Genomic DNA, 18,554 nt, shown 5'->3' with positions numbered 1-18,554 from the left:
TAGAGGATCGAGGAAAGGAGAGGGCTTTTATGGGAAAAATTATTCAACTCGACGACATGTTGTCCAATAAAATTGCGGCGGGAGAAGTCGTGGAACGCCCTGCATCGGTTGTCAAAGAATTGGTGGAAAATGCCATAGATGCCCATAGCACGGTGATCGAAATCGATGTCGAGGAAGCTGGTCTCCAATCCATTCGAGTAGTGGATAATGGGGACGGAATCGAAGAAGAAGATGTGTTGACAGCGTTTGAACGACATGCCACAAGCAAGATCAAGGATGAAAACGACTTATTTCGCATTCGTACGCTAGGGTTTAGGGGCGAGGCGCTCCCAAGCATTGCTTCGGTATCTTATTTAGAAATCACGACAGGAACAGGGGAGGGGGCCGCTACCAGAGCTGTCTTAGAAGGAGGCAAGGTCGTTCGGAAGGAAAAAGCATCCGCTCGTAAAGGGACGGAAGTGATCGTTTCCAATCTTTTTTATAATACACCCGCAAGGCTGAAATATATGAAAACGATTCATACAGAACTCGGAAACATTACCGATACGGTCAATCGTCTGGCGCTTGCTCATCCAGACGTTTCCATTCAGCTGCGACATAATGGCCGAGTTTTGCTTGAAACAAACGGAAATGGGGATGCTCGGCAAGTTCTCGCCGCTATCTATGGACTAAACACGGCTAAAAAAATGATCCCGATTTCTGCCAGGAGCATCGATTTTGAAATCGAGGGATGGATCTCCCTTCCGGAGTTAACGCGTGCCTCCCGCAACTATATTTCGACTATTATCAATGGCCGATATGTCAAAAATTATCCTTTAGTGAAAGCCATTCAGGAAGGCTATCACACGTTGCTTCCGATTGGAAGATATCCCATTGCGTTAGTGATGATCCAAATGGACCCTCTACTGGTAGATGTCAATGTGCATCCATCCAAATTGGAGGTTCGTTTAAGCAAGGAACAAGAATTGAATGAGCTGATGATGAAAACCATTCAAGAAGCGTTTCGGTCAAAGCGATTGATTCCGTTGGAAAATGCTGCTCCTAAATGGAAAAAGGAAAAAACTGTCCAGCAAAGTTTTGAACTTGACCACCTGCCGAAACAAACGGAGCCCATTATCGATACAGCCGTTCCAATTCATCGTCCGCCTGAGCTTACCAACACTTATGAGAAACATCAAGAAGAGGAACGTCATTTGCCTGAAGACATGTTGGAACAAGAGCAGTCGGAGCCAAAGAGTTCTCCGGATTTTGTGCGAGAATATGATGTACAAGAATCCGAAACGGTTGTGGAGGCCGCTGACGACTCTTCATTGGAAACGACCGAGAGCAGTCAACGTCAGAGCCGCATTCCGCCATTATATCCCATCGGTCAAATGCATGGAACTTATATACTGGCCCAAAACGAACTAGGACTTTACATTATTGACCAACATGCTGCTCAAGAACGGATCAAATATGAATTTTTCCGTGAAAAAGTGGGGCAAGTGGAAAACGAACTGCAAGAAATGTTAGTGCCGTTGACATTGGAATTTTCGGCTGACGAATATGTGAAAATTTTAGAGTATAAAGATGAATTGGAAAAAGTGGGAGTTTTTCTGGAGCCGTTCGGTATTCACTCTTTTATCGTACGCGCTCATCCTCAATGGTTTCCAAAAGGAGAAGAACAAGAGATCATTGAAGACATCCTTCAACAACTGATTACGATGAAAACGGTTGATATTAAAAAACTGAGGGAAGAAGCAGCGATTATGATGAGCTGCAAACGATCCATTAAAGCGAATCACCATTTGCGCCAAGATGAAATTCAGGCGCTTTTGGACGATTTACGGAAAGCTTCCGACCCGTTCACTTGCCCTCATGGCCGACCCGTTATTATTCATTTTTCGGCATATGAACTGGAAAAAATGTTTAAACGGGTAATGTAGCGGGATTATGATTAACACGATTTGGTGGTGTTTATCCGCCATTTTCCCTCATTTTCTAGGCTATCGAATACCTCTTTTATTCAACTTTGATCAATATGAGAAGGCGTTTGTGAAGACTCCTGTCTAATGGCGATCTGAACCAACCAATGATGGTAGGAGCACTTCACAAATGCTTTTTTTATGCCTTTAACCCAAGATGTTGTACCGAACGAAAATGTGGTTTAGAGCAAAATTTTTTTGCCTTTTTCAGTTTGCTATGTATGCTGCAATATCATAGATGATCACGTCATACTCTTTGTTATCGATTTGAATGGAACAGCAATCAACCACTGGCTTCTTATTTACAAGAATGTTTGGCGAAGAGGGAGAAATGAACAGAGTCATTTATGAATCACAACCTTCGTTCCAACTGGCACTTTAGAAGATAATTCTAGAACATCATGATTAAACATTCGAATACATCCATGTGAGACATTCTTGCCGATGGAAGATGGGTTATTGGTTCCGTGTATGCCGTAATGAGGCTTTGACAACCCCATCCAAAACACTCCGAATGGTCCACCGGGATGGCGTTGTTTATTGATAATTGTAAACGTCCCATAAGGGGTTTGTGTCAATATTTTTCCAACTGCTATGGGGTAAGTTTTTATAAGTCTGTTTCCGTCAAATAGTTTTAATCTATGCTGAGATAAGGATACGTCGATCCATTTCACTATAAAGATCCACTCCGTTTTTGAATATAGTATGAAGTGACTTAGGCATTTGTTCATGGCTCTTTAAAAAATTGCTTGGATTTCTCCCGCTTTGCCCAGCATGGCAAAGGGGATTGTAAATATTTGGGAAGCGAACAATTGCAACGTATATCGTTAAGGATATACAACCAAAATGATTTCGGCACCTACAAGCGGATAGGGGAGACAGACAATGGATCGGCTGATGGAAATATTTCCGTTTTAATTTGAGAGAAAAACAAATAAAGAGGTTTAAATATCTCTGGGATTCCTATAAAATGGAATTATAGTCTAATAATGGTGGTTGATGAGGGAAATGAAATTAATGGGAATTTCTTTTGCTACCAGTTTTTTAGCCGGAGCTTTAATAACACTTATTTCTTTATTCTTTCATGATTTACTAACGTACTTCCTTTTTTGTTTTTCGCCAAGCTGGTATTTTGTTATGAAGCATCACAACATGGAGGCAAAAATCTTAATAGACATTTTGTTATGTGTCGTCATTTTTGCTTTCCTTCTAATAATAAGGATGATAAAAACGAAACGTTCGATGGAAAAATAACAGGGATTGACGAAACGAAGCAACTCTATCGTAAAAACCGAGGACACTGAATCACGCAAAAGCGTTGTTTAGTGTCCTATTTATTTGATTTAATATATATTGTTTGACTTAGGTAATCCAGCCATTAAAAAAATCATTTTTTCTCGAATTTTAAAGAGTGATCATTTGAAAATAGCCATTTTTAAATCTCTCTTTTGTGAAACAACATAATTAGAACAAGTTCTTGTTAAAGAATGAAGAAAGTTTTTTTATAGCATTTTTACTTTCAGGTAAGGTAGGATCTGCGCAAAAAACATGCCAAAGACCATTAAAAATGTCTAAACTCACTTCTACTTTTTGATTCATAGCATTTTGTGCAATGCGAGTTGAATCACTTAATAATATTTCATGACTACCAGCAATGATCATCATTGGTGGAAAATCTTTATAATCTCCATAAACAGAAGAAATGAAGGGGTTTTTTACATCTTCTTTTTGGACATACATGTTTGCGAATACGGATAACTGTTCTTGACTTAAGATGGGATCTACTCCGGCCAAAGTATTAAAAGTTTCTCCAGAAAAACTCAAGTCAGCCCATGGAGATAACAAGCCCAAAGCTGCTGGCAATTTGGCATTCATTTCCTTGAGCTTTAGTAACATTGATAATGCAAGCCCCCCACCTGCAGAATCACCTAAAATACCAATATTATTTGCTGAGTATCCATGGTTGCAAAGATAATGAAAAACTTTGACCACATCATTTAATCCATTAGGAAATGGATTTTCTGGGGCGATGATGTAAATTATTTTGTGTAAGCAAATTTTTCTACTAGAAAAAAAGAAAAAGGCAGGGTATTCTCAGATTTGCGACCAAACAAAACTGAAAGGAGATACCCTACCTTATGAGTAATAGTATACTCAACTCAGATTTCGCAAATCAACTGGAAAATATGATAAAAGATTTTGTTCAAGAAAAGCTTGAATTCATCATGAGAGAAGAAATCAAAAATTTCCTCCAAGTGGAACAGGAACACGTTCAAAACTCAAGAAATGGTTATTATCACCGTACTCTTGATACAAAGTACGGGAAAATAGAAGCTCTTACGGTTCCAAGAGATCGCAACGGGGATTTCCAGACTCAACTGTTTGAGCCTTATCAACGTCAAGACGGCTGGCTGGAACAGGCGATTATTAAAATGTATCAAAGTGGGATGAGCACTCGAGAAATTGGGAAGTTTATCGAAAGAATTCTTGGTTCAACCTACTCTCCTACCACGATTAGTCATATTACAGATGCCGCGTTGGAGGATATTCAAAAATGGCAACAACGTCCATTAAACAAACGGTATTCTGTGTTGTATCTTGATGGGTTTTATATAAAAGTTCGTCGTGATACGTATGCCAAAGAAGTCATTTACGTTGTTCTTGGTGTCAATGAAGAAGGTTATCGTGAAATTCTTGGCTTTTACGTTGGAGGTCAAGAAAGCGCGCATGGCTGGCAAGAGATTCTCCAAGACCTTTATACACGCGGTGCTCATGAAGTCTTACTTGGTGTTTTTGATGGACTCCCAGGTCTTGAAGAAGCCTTTAAAGCCGTCTATCCGAAAGCCGATGTTCAACGATGTGTGGTCCACAAAGTAAGAAATACGTTAAACAAGGTAAGGAAAAAAGACCAATTTGAAGTGGCTGAAGACCTAAAGCTGATCTATCGTTCGATGACAAGAGACGCAGCCATTCAAGCCTTTCATGAGTTTAAAGACAAGTGGTCTAAAAAGTATCCTAGAGAAGTCCAATCTTGGGAACAGGATTTAGATGTCCTCCTAACATTCATGAAATATCCGACCAGTATTCGTAGTGTCATCTACACGACCAATGCGATTGAACGAACGATTAAAGATATACGTAAACGACTCAAAACGATGAACAGCTTAACCAGTATTGAAGCAGCAGAAAAAATCACGTTCTTAACGGTACAGGACTTGAATGAAAAATGGTCCACTAGAAAACTTAAAGGGTTTTCTACGGCATACAAGGCACTTCAAGATATGTTTGAAGAAAGATACTGAAAGACCAAATTTTGTTCATGAAGAACAGAGTCTAGGGAGACTAAGTTGTCTTATATGAGACTGAATATTCAGTCTCATATAAGACAACTAAACACCTCCTCCAAGATTAAAAAAACGTATCTGAGAATACTCTCTTACACAAAATTCTTGACGGTACCTCTGGGGCTAAACTATAATCAATAGATAAAATATTAATCTGACTACTATGAGCTAGTTGAATAGGTATGGTAGTGTATATTTCGGTATTTCCAGATACGTAACATCCACCATGTAAATAAAGAATCACTTTTTTATCTTCTTGGATCTGTGGAGTTGAGATCCAGACAGCCTGTATGCCATCGATGCTCACTCTTTCTAATTGATAGTCCACTGTTATTTTATTTAGTAATTCTTTTAAGTTTTTATCCATCATTCGTCTAAAAATTTCTAATGAATGGGGGTGGGAAAAGTTTATATTTTCAGATTCTTTGGAGGAGGTAAAAAGCATTTTCGCAATTGTTTGAGCTTCTATGCTCATTTCTTTATTGATGGGAATATGAAATTCATTGTTAATCTGGCTCATCCTGTTCACTCCGTTTCTAAATATACTATAGAAGAAACAATATAGTACATCATTGCATATGTAATGACTTAATCGAATCCAAAAAGCTTATGTGAGGGTTGTATTATTAAAGAAAAACCCACTTGTAATGGAGAACGGTTAAGTTGGCACAAACAGTATAATGAAGTAAGAACGGTCACTGGCCGTCCTTTTATTAATGAATATATTACTCTTTATCCCATTCAACAATTGTAAGGAATCGATTGTTCCAAATGTTTTCATGATGTTTGATAATGGTATGGGCATCTAAAATGGCATTATTTACAGTACTATGAGTATTTTTAAAAAGAAGATTATTTTGAAATCCTAAACTAAAAGCTGCTCTTATGGTTGTATCCATACAAAATTCTGTTTGCGCTCCTGCAAAAATAAGTTGTTCTATTTCATTATCTTTTAAGTAATCTAAAAGTTCAGTTTGGTAAAATGAATCCCAGGTTGTTTTTTGAATAATTTTATCTGTGTGACGTATGTTTAAATTTTCATGAAGTTTCCATGTATCTTTCCCTTCAAATAAATCATCTCGTTCATCTTGACTTGTGTGTTGAATGAAGATAACGGGTGTATTTTTTTCATGAGCCTGATCTATTAATCTGCTGATATTATTCACTAGTTGTACACTATTATATAAAAGGTTTTGGGGAAGCTTGAAGAAAATTTCTTGTACATCGATGACAATTAAGGCTTGCTTCATTTATCCATCACATCCTAATCGAATCTAATTAATGTTGTTGTAGTTATAGTATCTAAAAAATGATGAAAAAGCACTCTTTAGTTTAATTCGGATTTCCCGTCCATTCTTTTATTTGAGCATTTTGCATATTTTTTGACCCAAGAGCCATAAGGATTTCAAAGACACAAAAAAGGACTTCACCCCTAAAATGTAGAATTTTTGAAGTGACGAAACCACAAAAATTCAAAAGGAGGAAGTCACTTTGTATATTCTACAAGAAAGCCTATTTTCCTTTGAAGAACTGCAAAAATTAGAGTCAAAAGAGAAATTACCTATCTTTTTTAGCTCGCTTGATTTACGCCCTTATGCTAAACAGTTGAGAAGTTCTTCACCCCGAGGGGCTGACGGTCATTCCAGAGAAGGGATTCTAAGGGCTCTCATCGCTGCCCCACTCGAAGGCATCGACACCTTTACCGCCCTTCATCATCGATTGGATAAAGACCTTCGTTTCCGTTATCAATGCGGTTTATCGATTGATCGCCCCGCACCGTCTATCTCCACTCTCAGCCGGGTTTTTGCGGCACTTATCAAAAAAAAGCTGGCTGAAAAGATCTTCCTTGACTTGGTACAGTTAGCTCAGGAGGAAGGAATAATTGACGGCAGCCACCAGGCCATCGACAGTGCCGCCATTGATGCCTATGAAAAGAAACAGCCCAAAAAGCGTAGTGAACAAACGGGTAATGCCAATTGGGGCGCAAAATATGATTCCTTCGGCAATAAAATTACCTGGTTTGGCTATAAGATGCATCTTTCAGTCGATACCGCAAGCGAACTGCCAATGGCCATAAAAGTAACCCCTGCCCATGTGAACGATGGAGAAGTCGCACCAGAATTAATAGAGCAAGTGGCAGAGCGTACCAAATCCAAAATTGAATTTCTGATCATGGATGGCGGATATGACCAACTAAAAAACTATGAATCAGCCAAAAACATTGGAGCGCAAGCCATTATCCCGCTCAATTTGCGCAACGAAAAAGAGCCTCCTGAAGGGATTTCTTCCAATGGAACTCCGCGTTGTTCCATGGGTTATGAAATGACTTATTGGGGAGCTGATAAGGACCAGCTCAAGTTCAGATGTCCTCACGCAACCGGCAAAGTGGATTGCCCATTAGGAATGGCAGCCTGTTCATCTTCCAACTATGGAATGGTGGTAAAAGTCGACATCAAAAAGGATGTGCGCCGATATTCCAATCCGCACCGTGATACAAAACGTTGGAAAGAGCTTTACAACGAGAGGACAAGTGTAGAACGCTGTAATTCAAGAATGAAAAGCTACCTTACGGCGAACTCCCTACATGTATGGGGAATTGAAAAAGTAAAGACCCATATTTACCTGAACGCTATTGTATTACTTGTTTCAGCGCTAGCGATGGCAAAGGAAAATAAAGGGAAGAAAGCCGCTTAAAAAAATTCAATGTGAAAAATTCTGTAGGTATGCCCGAAAACAAGATTATTGTAATATTTTGTAAAATAACATGCTGGTAGCTATTTGTCGAGTGCTTTATTTTTTATACTTTTATCCAAAAAATCTAATTTTGCAAAATGCTCATTTAAATACTTTATCAATTTTTCCTCTGTCGTAATCTAATATCCAACAATTGTATTTGTTATAAATATATGATCATCTTGACATCTTTTTATTTCCACAGTCGTTCTAAATGAACTTGTTTATTCGTAAACCTTAATAAAAAAACATCCGGATTGGTGAGATTTTGCCATTGTTCAAATCCAAAATCTTGATTGAAAAATTTAATCAGGAGAGACATTAGATTTCCGTGAGTAGCCATAAGAATATTTTCATGTTCGTTTTTTAATGCTTCTTCCACAACGTTTACAATGCTTTTGTCGCTTCGTTGCTCGACTCTCCGCCTTCATATGATAACTCCTTTGATTTTCATATTCCCCATCCATTCACTTTGCTTGTTATTCATAGGTTATTATATCAGGTGTCTATTCATAAGTACTATGCATGAATTTTATGCAAATATACAATTTGAAGTGATGGAAAACGTGTCGTATCAAATTTAATGTTTCAAAACAAAGAGGCTAAATGATTTGAGCGGCTTTTTTTGTAACTAAAAAGCTACTTCCAGTTTTTTTAAGAAGATGGTAGAAGTTCCTTCAATTCTTTATTGAAAAATGATTACTCACTTTCCAAAAGAGAAATCGAAAAAAATTTAATGAGTTTTAACGAATGTGTAGTAAAAAGATGTTTTCTCATATTTTTGTAATGTAAGGGATACAACCGCTTTCTAATAACATAATGAAATTTTGTTGGATCAAATGAAAATAAACGAAAACTCCCGTTTGAAAGGATTTCAGTTTGCCGATACCTGGGATTATTTCTCGCTAGATCTGAGATTTCTTTATGTAATATAAAATTGACGGAAATAAAAACCTTAGAAATTCAATGAAATCTTATGAATTACATAAGTGTGGAACTTTCTGTAAGTAGATGAGTTTGTCCGATACAACTCTTTCTAAAGAACATATCTTAAAAGTAGGGATTGCTGATCCCCGAATACTAAAAAGGAGGTGAATCTCACCATGTATCGAGGACAGAGGGTGCATTTTTCCGCTTCGAACGGCACCATCCAACAACTGATGGAATGTAATCGCATTTCCGCTCAAATTTGGAATGATTGTCTTACCGAAGCCCGAAATTACTACCTTACTCATCAAAAATGGATTGGCAAATCTCAGTTGCAAAAACGCTTAAAAGGGAAATACCATCTGCATAGTCAAAGTATCCAAGCGGTGGCTCACAAATATCTTTTTGCCAGAGACAGCACTCACAAAGCTATCCAGAAAGGTATCAAAACCGCTAAGTATCCCTATAAACAAAAGAAATACTTCAATACCAAGTGGGTAGACAAAGCCTTCACCATTTCCGAGAATGGGAAAATCACTTTGTCGTTAGGTACACATGGCGGTAAACGCATTCCACCGCTGGTGGTCTATGCCAAAAACTTACCGAAAGGAACTATCAAAGAAATCGAATTGTGCTATGACAATGGATTATACCTTTCGGTTTCGTATGAGGATGGACAAGAACCTCTTCCTTATACGCCTCATCACTCCGCAGGAGTCGATATGGGCGAAATTCATACCATTGCTTCGTTTTGCGACCATGGGGAAAGTGTTCTTCTGTCAGGTCGGAAACTTCGCAGTATCCACCGTCTTCGCAACAAGAAACTTCGAGAATTGCAAAAACTTCAGAGCAAATGCAAAAAAGGCTCTCGGAGGTGGAAAAAATACCAACGGGCGAAGCGGTATATCCTTTCGAAAAGTGAACGACAGTTGCGGGACGCTTTACACAAAACCACCAAAGCGTTTGTGGATTGGTGCATCCAACAAGGCGTTTCGGATGTATATGTCGGCAATCCCGAAGGGGTACAGAGACACACGAAAAAGAAAAGACGGAAAAACGTCAATCAAAAACTATTCAATTGGAGATTTGGCAAAATAAAGAAATATTTGGAATACAAATGCCAAAACAAAGGTATCCAGGTAACGTTTGTGAAGGAAGCGTACAGCAGTCAAACATGTCCTGTTTGCAAACGAAAAAAGAAAGTACGCACCCGAATGTATCATTGCCATTGTGGATACACTTCTCATCGGGATATTCATGGAGCGAAGAATATCCTGAGCCAAGCCTTATACGGTTCATTTGAACCTTGGGGACAGGAGAAGATTCCAACGTATCTACGACCCGCATAAGCGGGAAGTAGTAGATGGTGCGAACCCACCCACCGCAAGGTGTCGCTTCTTTTAGAACGTGGAAGATTCCCTTCTTTCGAAGAAGAGAAACGCCGAAAGGTGTTTCGTGGAAGTTTCTATGTTTGCCAGAGAAGAAACCCCCACTTCCATAAGTGGAGGGAGGTTCATCGATTTGTGAGATTTCTATTGAAAAAACCCCCTCATAATCTATTTCATGATGCAGTATTTGGTGTATTCATTGTCCATCGAATAAACGGAGAAAAAAGAAGCAAAAAGAACGATAGAGGAATGTTTGGCGTTTCAATTGGTTAGAATGATCAAAGTGTGTAAATCCTTTCGTTTTATGGTACGATAAGGGAAAAGTAAAGGAAAAGTAAGGGGAAGGCTGGGAAGAACGTGAAAGAGAAAGAAAAGCTGATTGTGCTCGTTGGCCCGACTGCAGTAGGGAAAACTGCACTAAGCATTCGCCTTGCGCATCGTTTTCAAGGAGAAATCATCAGCGGAGATTCAATGCAGATATATAAAGGAATGGACATCGGAACGGCAAAGGTGACTAAAGAGGAAATGGCCGGCATTCCCCATCATTTAATTGATATTAAAGAACCGGATGAATCTTTTTCAGTGGCAGAATTCCAAAAGCTTGTGAGAAAAAAGATAACTGAAATAACGGAAAGAGGACGAATCCCTATTTTAGTGGGTGGCACCGGACTTTATATTCAGTCTGTCATATATGATTACCAATTTACCGATGTTCCGGGGGATTCGTCTTTAAGAGCTGAATTGGAACAAACAGCAATAGAAAAAGGCGAACTTTATTTGCATCAACAGTTGAAGGAAGTGGATCCTAAAAGCGCAGAATCCATTCATCCTCATAATGTGAGACGCGTTATTCGCGCTCTCGAAATTTACTATACGACTGGGAAACCGATGTCTGAGCATCAATCCGAACAACTTTCGCAGGAACTTTACCATACTGCCATTGTTGGGTTGACGATGGAACGCAGTAAGTTGTATGAGCGTATTAATCAAAGGGTGGATCTGATGATCAGCCAAGGGTTAATCGAAGAAGTTAAGGAGCTGAGAAAGCGAGGCATTCGCAATTGTCAATCCGTTCAGGCCATTGGATATAAAGAGATTTATGATTATTTGGATGGAAAAGTAACGCTTGACGAAGCCATCGAACAATTAAAAAAGAATTCACGACGTTATGCAAAACGGCAGTTTACGTGGTTTCGAAATAAAATGAATGTACAATGGTTTGATGTCACCAATGAGCATGAACGTGAGAAAAAATTTCAGGAAATTTCACAATTTATAGCAGGAAAGCTACATTTAAAATAGAATATTTAATTTTAGAGATAGAAGAGGAGGACTTTACATGAAACAAGCGATCAATATTCAGGATCAATTTTTAAACCAATTGCGTAAGGACGGAACTTTAGTCACTGTTTTTTTGTTAAATGGTTTTCAACTTCGCGGCTATGTGAAAGGTTTTGATAATTTCACTGTTTTGTTTGAATCCGATGGCAAACAGCAGCTTGTTTATAAGCATGCTATTTCCACTTTTGCCCCCCAAAGAAACGTGCATATTCAATTAGAAGAACAAGAATCGTAAAATGAACGCTGTTGTTTTATAAATTTTTTATAATGGCTCATGTCACATGAAAAACCATTTCTCCTGACGTGAGCCATTATTTATGATTTGAATTTTTTCTTATTTTTTTTAAGAACAATGAATCCATCGTGCCTAAGCCGTTTATTGCATTTCAATTAGAAATACGCTCTTCATATGCTGTTCTTGGAATTTTTTTGTCTGCTATGAAACCCGACTGATTCTTTAAAAGAGGGCGATATGATAAAAAAAGGACGGATAACCTCCGTCCTTGTGCATTTCTCCCTATTCAATCGTTATTGAAACTTCCGGCTGGAAAATCAACGGTTGGATGTTTCAGAGGGAAATATGAGATCATTGCTTCGAATGGTCATAAGTTCTTTTTTATCATAATGATGTTCGGTCAAAAGCCTCATAGCCTGTGACCGTATCGATTTTTCGATGATATTCCGGACATAGCGGCCGTTTGAAAATTTGGCTGGGTGGATCACACTTTTCAAATGAATTAAATGTTCTCTTAATGTCCGTTCCGCTTCCTGGCTTAACTGATATTCTTTTTCGCGAAGAATCTTTGCGCTGATTTCCATCAGTTGATCGACTGTATAATCAGGAAAATGAAAAACGAGCGGAAATCGGGATTCAAGTCCGGGGTTGAGTGTCAAAAAATAATCCATTTCTCTAGAGTAGCCGGCTAATATTAAAATAAAATCATGCTGTTTGTCTTCCATATGTTTAACCAGTGTATCAATCGCTTCCTTGCCAAAATCTTTTTCCCCGCCCCTGCCTAAAGAATAAGCTTCATCGATAAATAATATTCCGCCCATTGCTTTTTTGATGAGATCGCGTGTTTTTTGAGCTGTGTGGCCAATATATTCACCGACCAGATCGGCTCGTTCCGCTTCGATCAGATGGCCTTTTGAAAGGACATTCATTTTATGAAAAAGTTTTCCGATCAACCTGGCAGCCGTCGTTTTTCCTGTTCCAGGATTTCCTTTAAACATCATGTGAAGAACCTGTTTGCCTGTTTTTAAGCCATACATTTCTCTTTTTTTATTAATATAGATCCAAGCATAGATTTCTTTGATCATTTTTTTCATTTCCTCAAGACCGACTAGCGAATTCATTTCTTCTTCTATTTCCTTTAAGATCGTATGCTCTTGGGCAAAGGATTCCGGCAATAAATCTTTATGAAGATGCTCCGATTCTTTTTGCTTCAATTTGGAATTAAAAACGATGTTTATTTGACCATTATTTTTTAAACGAATAGGTTGATCCAAAGCTTTCACCTCACAATATCAAACGTGGATCATTCGGCAAAACTCCTTTAGAAGGCTCTTATCTCCGGCCTTCGTTCTTTTTGTTTACTTTTGTTGGTGACAAGAAAAAGAGTTTTTAACCAGCATCATTTCGATTGGATGGTCAAAAACACAGTTTTCAAGTTTAAGACATGTTGTTTCCCATTTCGACAGCTTGCGCTCCAATTTCTAGGATTGTCAGGCTTCTTGTCAAAATTTGCGCTTTCCCGAGAAATAATACTCCTCTTATTATCATCTTATTCATGATGATTGCTGTTCATTAATAAAATTATTATTGGATCAACCTTCGATCATAATGGAGAACTTTTTTGCAACCATTTTTATTCTTGATTGGAAGTTTACATGGTATTTGTTATCATTGTAGTTAATAAAAGACCACCAATAACTAGTCGTTGTGCATGGACATGTACACTGAATTTTCTGGGAAATACGGAGGCCGTTCCATAGAAGAGTCTTTTTAATAGGTTAACGACGGGTGGTTCGCTTGAGGAAAATCAATTGTTTGCGACATTGGACCCCTTAACAAAAAAGATGACACTATTAGAGAGGAAACTTGTTGTAATCAGAAAGAGGGTTTTGTATTGACGAATCAGAAAGAAAAAGCGATTTTGGTCGGCTGCCTTTTAGATGGCGATGAAGAGTCCTTTTATTATTCGCTCGAAGAACTTGCATCTTTAACCCATACTGCAGATGGGGAAGTAGTTTGTACCATCACGCAAAAACGAGATCGGATTGATCCGAGTACATATATTGGCAAAGGTAAGCTGGAAGAGCTCAAACATTTAGTGGAAGAATTGGAGACTGATGTCGTTATTTTTAATGATGAATTAACACCAAGCCAAATTCGGCATTTAACGGACACTCTCCGAATTCGAATTATTGACCGTACCCAATTAATTTTGGATATTTTTGCTAGGCGAGCCCGTTCAAAAGAAGGAAAGCTTCAAGTTGAACTGGCTCAGCTGGAATATTTATTACCTCGGCTTAGCGGACGAGGAACTGAACTTTCAAGACTTGGCGGCGGAATCGGTACAAGAGGGCCGGGGGAAACAAAATTGGAAAGCGACCGTCGGCATATTCGGCGCCGTATTCATGATATTAAAGAACAATTGCAGTCAGTGGTTCACCATCGCGAACGGTATCGGTCGCGGCGCAAAAAGAATCACACCTTTCGAATAGCACTAGTCGGCTATACGAACGCTGGTAAATCCACTTTATTTAATAGGTTAACGACGGGTGGTTCGCTTGAGGAAAATCAATTGTTTGCGACATTGGACCCCTTAACCAAAAAGATGACACTTCCAAGCGGATTTACCTCATTGCTATCAGATACGGTAGGTTTTATACAAGATCTTCCCACCACACTGGTGGCAGCGTTTCGTTCAACGTTGGAAGAAGTCCGGGAAGCGGATCTTCTGCTGCATGTTGTGGACAGCTCCAATCCCGATTACCTCCAACATGAAGAAACAGTCAATCAGCTATTGGCGCAACTAGACATGGATGAATTGCCAAGGCTTTTGGTCTATAATAAAATCGATCAAAAATGTTCGGGTTTTGTGCCGGTTTCAAAAGATGACCACATCATGATCAGCGCTTTAAGCGAGGAAGATCGTACACGTTTAAAAATCAAAATAGAACAAGTGATGAAAAACCTCATGATCCCGTTTCGGGCTGAAATTCCCGCTGATGAAGGAAAACTACTGGCAAGAATCAAGACCGAAACGATGCTGCAGCATTTGTCGTTTCATGACGAAACTTTTTTCTACTTAGTCAAAGGATACATGATGGAGGATCATCCGTTATCCGGGATTTTAAAAAAATATCAGCAACAATAGAGGGAGAACAGCATGTTTGAATTATTAAAACACGGTAAAAGAATCCAACCAATAGTAGAAGAAATTGAAGAACAAATTAAGCCAATTCATAAAAAGATCGATCAAATCGTGGATACAAATCAATTTAAAGTATTGAAAAGTTTTCAAAAGCATCAGGTCGGGGACTTTCATTTACAGTCCTCCACAGGTTATGGCTATGATGATTCAGGCCGAGATACACTGGAGAAAATTTACGCGGATGTTTTCGGTGGAGAAGCAGCACTTGTTCGTCCGCAGATTATATCAGGAACGCATGCCATTACGATCGCTCTGTTCGGCATATTGCGCCCTGGTGATGAACTATTATATATTACCGGGAAACCGTACGACACATTAGAAGAAATTGTCGGAATCAGAGGGAAAGGGAACGGTTCGCTGCGTGAATTTGGCATTGGCTATAATTGCGTCCCTTTGACAAAAGAGGGGAAAGTAGATTTCGAAAAAGTGGAAGCGGCCATCAACGAGCGCACAAAAATGATTGCGATCCAACGGTCGAGAGGATATGATGTAAGACCGTCCTTTACTATAGAAGAGATCCGGGAAATGATCGAATTTGTCAAAAAAATCAAGCCGGATGCGGTTGTTTTTGTTGATAATTGTTATGGCGAATTTGTAGAAGAGCTTGAACCATGCCATGTCGGAGCGGATTTAATGGCCGGTTCGCTCATCAAAAACCCGGGGGGCGGACTGGCGAAAACCGGCGGGTATCTTTGCGGAAAAAAACATTATGTTGAAGCTTGCTCTTATCGAATGACTTCGCCTGGAATCGGAGCTGAAGCGGGAGCTACTTTAAACGCGCTTCATGAAATGTATCAAGGGTTCTTTTTGGCGCCGCATATTGTCGGACAAGCTTTAAAAGGAGCGGTATTTACAGCAGCTTTGCTGGAACGATTTGGAATGAACACAACTCCTAAATGGGACTCACATAGAACCGATTTGATCCAAACGGTGCAATTTGAAGACCGAGAAAAAATGATCACTTTTTGCCAAGCCATCCAGTTCGCTTCGCCCGTTAATTCTTTCGCTACTCCGCATCCGAGCTATATGCCGGGATACGAGGACGATGTGATTATGGCAGCGGGAACATTTGTCCAAGGTTCCAGCATTGAATTAACGGCAGACGGGCCTTTAAGACCTCCGTATGTTGCATACGTTCAAGGCGGCTTAACGTATTCTCATGTAAAAGTTGCCATTTGCAGCGCCATCGATCATTTGCTGGAAAAGGGTTTATTGCCATCCTAAAAGGATATAGTCGGAGTATATCAGCCGGTCGTTTATGGATTAAGACAAATACGATCGGCTGATAAATCATTTGTTTTGATTAAAAAGAAAATTCTTGATAAAAAATTATGTAAGAATAAATAACATCTATTGAAAAATAAAATTACATAAATTATAATAAAATCAAGGAAACGAAAAGAAAGGGGGAATATCGATGGGGGGTAGTGAAATTCGCCGTTCGATGCCGTTGTTTCCAATTGGAATTGTGATGAAGCTGACCGATTTAACAGCTCGTCAAATTCGATATTACGAAGAACACCAATTGATTTCTCCCGCAAGAACTGAAGGAAATCATCGCCTTTTTTCTTTGAATGACATCGACAAGCTGCTGGAGATCAAAGATTTACTTGATCAAGGCGTGAATATGGCAGGCATCAAAAAGATATTTGCCGTGAAACAAGAACAAACAGATCAATCATTCGCAAAAACGGACGTTCACGCGAAGAAAGAACTTTCCGATTCAGAATTGCGAGAACTTTTGCGTAATGAAATTTTGCATGCCGGCCGCTTTAATCGTTCGTCGATCCGCCAAGGAGATATTTCCCGGTTTTTTCATTAAGAAAGGCGATCACTGAATTCGTTATTAAAGCTAATGCTTTAAATAAATTGAATTTTTAGAGAGAGGAAGTTGGACGAATGGGGAAATACACAAAAGAAGACATTCTGAGAATGGCCAAAGAAGAAAACGTAAAATTTATCCGGCTGCAATTCACGGATATTTTGGGAACCATTAAAAATGTGGAAATTCCGATCAGCCAGCTGCCAAAAGCGTTGGACAATAAAATGATGTTTGATGGTTCCTCTATAGAAGGATTTGTTCGGATCGAGGAATCTGATATGTACCTCTATCCGGATCTTGATACATGGGTTATTTTTCCTTGGACAGCAGAAAAAGGAAAAGTTGCCCGCTTAATCTGCGACATTTATAACCCGGATGGAACTCCTTTTGCAGGTGATCCACGTGCGAACTTAAAACGGGTATTGCAAGAAATGCGTGAACTCGGCTTTACAAGCTTCAACCTTGGACCGGAACCGGAATTCTTCCTGTTTAAACTGGACGAAAAACGTGAACCAACTTTAGAATTAAACGATAACGGCGGTTACTTCGATTTAGCTCCTACAGATCTTGGTGAAAACTGTCGTCGTGATATCGTGTTGGAACTGGAAGAAATGGGATTCGAAATTGAAGCATCTCACCATGAAGTGGCACCAGGACAACACGAAATTGATTTCAAATATGCGGATGCCGTTACGGCTTGCGACAACATTCAAACCTTTAAACTTGTGGTTAAAACTATCGCAAGAAAACATGGCCTTCATGCGACATTCATGCCGAAACCATTATTCGGTGTCAATGGATCCGGAATGCACTCCAACTTGTCTTTGTTCAAAGGCGACGAAAATGCTTTCTATGATCCAAACGGCCGTTTAGAATTGAGCGAAACAGCTTATCAATTTATTGCCGGAGTTATCAAACATGCTACGAATTTCACGGCAATTACGAACCCAACTGTCAACTCTTATAAACGTCTTGTACCGGGTTACGAAGCACCATGCTATGTCGCTTGGTCTGCTAAAAACCGCAGTCCGTTGATCCGGATTCCTGCTTCTCGTGGATTAAGTACACGCATTGAAGTTCGCAGCGTGGATCCGTCTGCCAACCCATATTTGGCAATGGCCGCATTATTAAGTGCCGGATTGGACGGAATCAAAAATAAATTGACTCCGCCTGCTCCTGTAGACCGCAACATCTATATCATGAACAAACAAGAACGCTTGGAAGCTGGCATTATTGATCTCCCAGCTACACTGTTGGAAGCACTTCAAAACTTGAAAAACGATGAAATGATCAAAGAAGCATTGGGTGACCATATCCTTGAACACTTCTTAGAAGCAAAAGAAATCGAATGGGATATGTTTAGAACACAAGTTCATCCGTGGGAACGCGAACAATATATGCAAATGTATTAATCACTTTAACCCTTGGCGCTTTGGCGTCAGGGGTATTTTTCATTTTTGGTCTTATCATTAACTTTTCGTTAATAATTGATTATGACCAAAATATGACCAAAAAATCATAAAAAAGTTATTCGAGTACATCCTTGATGATGTATAAAATTTTGTGTCAAGCATTTAGTTAGACCAAAAGAAAAA

The 18,554-nt window shown here is 39.2% G+C and carries 15 protein-coding genes; 10 read left to right on the top strand and 5 right to left on the bottom strand.

The window, feature by feature from the left end; translation table 11 throughout:
• The first annotated feature begins 29 nt into the window (after nucleotides 1–29).
• Nucleotides 30–1,925, top strand: a complete 1,896-nt coding sequence (gene mutL, locus BSM4216_RS08325) for a DNA mismatch repair endonuclease MutL (protein WP_003352398.1) — start codon at nucleotides 30–32, stop codon at nucleotides 1,923–1,925.
• A gap of 380 nt (nucleotides 1,926–2,305) precedes the next feature.
• On the opposite strand, the gene BSM4216_RS08320 is transcribed toward mutL, so the two are convergent.
• Complete coding sequence (locus BSM4216_RS08320; protein ID WP_048624455.1) at nucleotides 2,306–2,641, bottom strand: L,D-transpeptidase; 336 nt, start codon at nucleotides 2,639–2,641, stop codon at nucleotides 2,306–2,308.
• A gap of 787 nt (nucleotides 2,642–3,428) precedes the next feature.
• Complete coding sequence (locus BSM4216_RS08310) at nucleotides 3,429–3,995, bottom strand: alpha/beta hydrolase fold domain-containing protein (protein ID WP_280513061.1); 567 nt, start codon at nucleotides 3,993–3,995, stop codon at nucleotides 3,429–3,431.
• A gap of 107 nt (nucleotides 3,996–4,102) precedes the next feature.
• On the opposite strand from BSM4216_RS08310, the gene BSM4216_RS08305 reads away from it, so the two are divergent.
• Nucleotides 4,103–5,266 (top strand): IS256 family transposase, encoded by a 1,164-nt coding sequence (locus tag BSM4216_RS08305; RefSeq protein ID WP_048623008.1) that lies wholly within the window; start codon nucleotides 4,103–4,105, stop codon nucleotides 5,264–5,266.
• Between the two features lie 106 nt (nucleotides 5,267–5,372).
• Here the strand turns inward: BSM4216_RS08305 and BSM4216_RS08300 are convergent, their stop codons facing one another.
• Together BSM4216_RS08300 and BSM4216_RS08295 are read right to left on the bottom strand one after the other, a co-directional pair.
• Entirely contained in the window at nucleotides 5,373–5,828 is a 456-nt protein-coding gene (locus BSM4216_RS08300) for an alpha/beta hydrolase (RefSeq protein WP_048623402.1), read from the bottom strand.
• A gap of 205 nt (nucleotides 5,829–6,033) precedes the next feature.
• The gene (locus tag BSM4216_RS08295) at nucleotides 6,034–6,558 is read right to left on the bottom strand and encodes an isochorismatase family protein (RefSeq protein ID WP_048623401.1); all 525 of its coding nucleotides are present in this window, start codon (nucleotides 6,556–6,558) and stop codon (nucleotides 6,034–6,036) included.
• Nucleotides 6,559–6,799: 241 nt separating this feature from the next.
• Here BSM4216_RS08295 and BSM4216_RS08290 point away from each other — a divergent pair, with 241 nt between their 5' ends.
• The 4 genes from BSM4216_RS08290 (at nucleotide 6,800) to hfq (ending at nucleotide 11,932) form a co-directional block, all read left to right on the top strand.
• Nucleotides 6,800–8,002 carry a transposase gene (locus tag BSM4216_RS08290; RefSeq protein WP_048623400.1) on the top strand — a complete coding sequence of 401 codons (1,203 nt, stop codon included), beginning with the start codon at nucleotides 6,800–6,802 and terminating at the stop codon, nucleotides 8,000–8,002.
• 1,142 nt (nucleotides 8,003–9,144) lie between these two features.
• On the top strand, nucleotides 9,145–10,317 hold the full coding sequence (locus BSM4216_RS08280; protein ID WP_048623399.1) for an RNA-guided endonuclease InsQ/TnpB family protein: 1,173 nt from the start codon (nucleotides 9,145–9,147) through the stop codon (nucleotides 10,315–10,317).
• A 396-nt stretch (nucleotides 10,318–10,713) separates the two neighbouring features.
• Entirely contained in the window at nucleotides 10,714–11,658 is a 945-nt protein-coding gene (miaA, locus tag BSM4216_RS08275; protein ID WP_048623398.1) for a tRNA (adenosine(37)-N6)-dimethylallyltransferase MiaA, read from the top strand.
• A 37-nt stretch (nucleotides 11,659–11,695) separates the two neighbouring features.
• On the top strand, nucleotides 11,696–11,932 hold the full coding sequence (gene hfq / locus BSM4216_RS08270) for an RNA chaperone Hfq (protein WP_003352393.1): 237 nt from the start codon (nucleotides 11,696–11,698) through the stop codon (nucleotides 11,930–11,932).
• 317 nt (nucleotides 11,933–12,249) lie between these two features.
• Here hfq and spoVK read toward each other — a convergent pair whose 3' ends face one another.
• Entirely contained in the window at nucleotides 12,250–13,146 is an 897-nt protein-coding gene (gene spoVK, locus BSM4216_RS08265; protein ID WP_371836638.1) for a stage V sporulation protein K, read from the bottom strand.
• 680 nt (nucleotides 13,147–13,826) lie between these two features.
• Here spoVK and hflX point away from each other — a divergent pair.
• The 4 genes from hflX (at nucleotide 13,827) to glnA (ending at nucleotide 18,371) form a co-directional block, all read left to right on the top strand.
• Complete coding sequence (gene hflX / locus BSM4216_RS08260) at nucleotides 13,827–15,080, top strand: GTPase HflX (protein ID WP_048623397.1); 1,254 nt, start codon at nucleotides 13,827–13,829, stop codon at nucleotides 15,078–15,080.
• A gap of 12 nt (nucleotides 15,081–15,092) precedes the next feature.
• The gene (locus tag BSM4216_RS08255) at nucleotides 15,093–16,361 is read left to right on the top strand and encodes a methionine gamma-lyase family protein (protein WP_048623396.1); all 1,269 of its coding nucleotides are present in this window, start codon (nucleotides 15,093–15,095) and stop codon (nucleotides 16,359–16,361) included.
• Nucleotides 16,362–16,554: 193 nt separating this feature from the next.
• Nucleotides 16,555–16,959 (top strand): MerR family transcriptional regulator, encoded by a 405-nt coding sequence (locus tag BSM4216_RS08250; RefSeq protein WP_003352389.1) that lies wholly within the window; start codon nucleotides 16,555–16,557, stop codon nucleotides 16,957–16,959.
• 77 nt (nucleotides 16,960–17,036) lie between these two features.
• On the top strand, nucleotides 17,037–18,371 hold the full coding sequence (gene glnA / locus BSM4216_RS08245) for a type I glutamate--ammonia ligase (RefSeq protein ID WP_048623395.1): 1,335 nt from the start codon (nucleotides 17,037–17,039) through the stop codon (nucleotides 18,369–18,371).
• Nucleotides 18,372–18,554: the final 183 nt, after the last annotated feature.

Origin of the sequence: Bacillus smithii, from assembly GCF_001050115.1 — a bacterium.
Classification (GTDB): domain Bacteria; phylum Bacillota; class Bacilli; order Bacillales; family DSM-4216; genus Bacillus_O; species Bacillus_O smithii.
Note: the sequence above shows the minus strand (reverse complement) of the source record. Positions and strands in the feature narration are given on the sequence as shown.

Coding starts and splice junctions, on each gene's coding strand:
- mutL (WP_003352398.1), top strand. CDS start 30: ATGGGAAAAATTATTCAACTCGACGACATGTTGTCCAATAAAATTGCG.
- BSM4216_RS08305 (WP_048623008.1), top strand. CDS start 4,103: ATGAGTAATAGTATACTCAACTCAGATTTCGCAAATCAACTGGAAAAT.
- BSM4216_RS08300 (WP_048623402.1), bottom strand. CDS start 5,828: ATGAGCCAGATTAACAATGAATTTCATATTCCCATCAATAAAGAAATG.
- BSM4216_RS08295 (WP_048623401.1), bottom strand. CDS start 6,558: ATGAAGCAAGCCTTAATTGTCATCGATGTACAAGAAATTTTCTTCAAG.
- BSM4216_RS08280 (WP_048623399.1), top strand. CDS start 9,145: ATGTATCGAGGACAGAGGGTGCATTTTTCCGCTTCGAACGGCACCATC.
- hfq (WP_003352393.1), top strand. CDS start 11,696: ATGAAACAAGCGATCAATATTCAGGATCAATTTTTAAACCAATTGCGT.
- BSM4216_RS08255 (WP_048623396.1), top strand. CDS start 15,093: ATGTTTGAATTATTAAAACACGGTAAAAGAATCCAACCAATAGTAGAA.
- BSM4216_RS08250 (WP_003352389.1), top strand. CDS start 16,555: ATGGGGGGTAGTGAAATTCGCCGTTCGATGCCGTTGTTTCCAATTGGA.
- glnA (WP_048623395.1), top strand. CDS start 17,037: ATGGGGAAATACACAAAAGAAGACATTCTGAGAATGGCCAAAGAAGAA.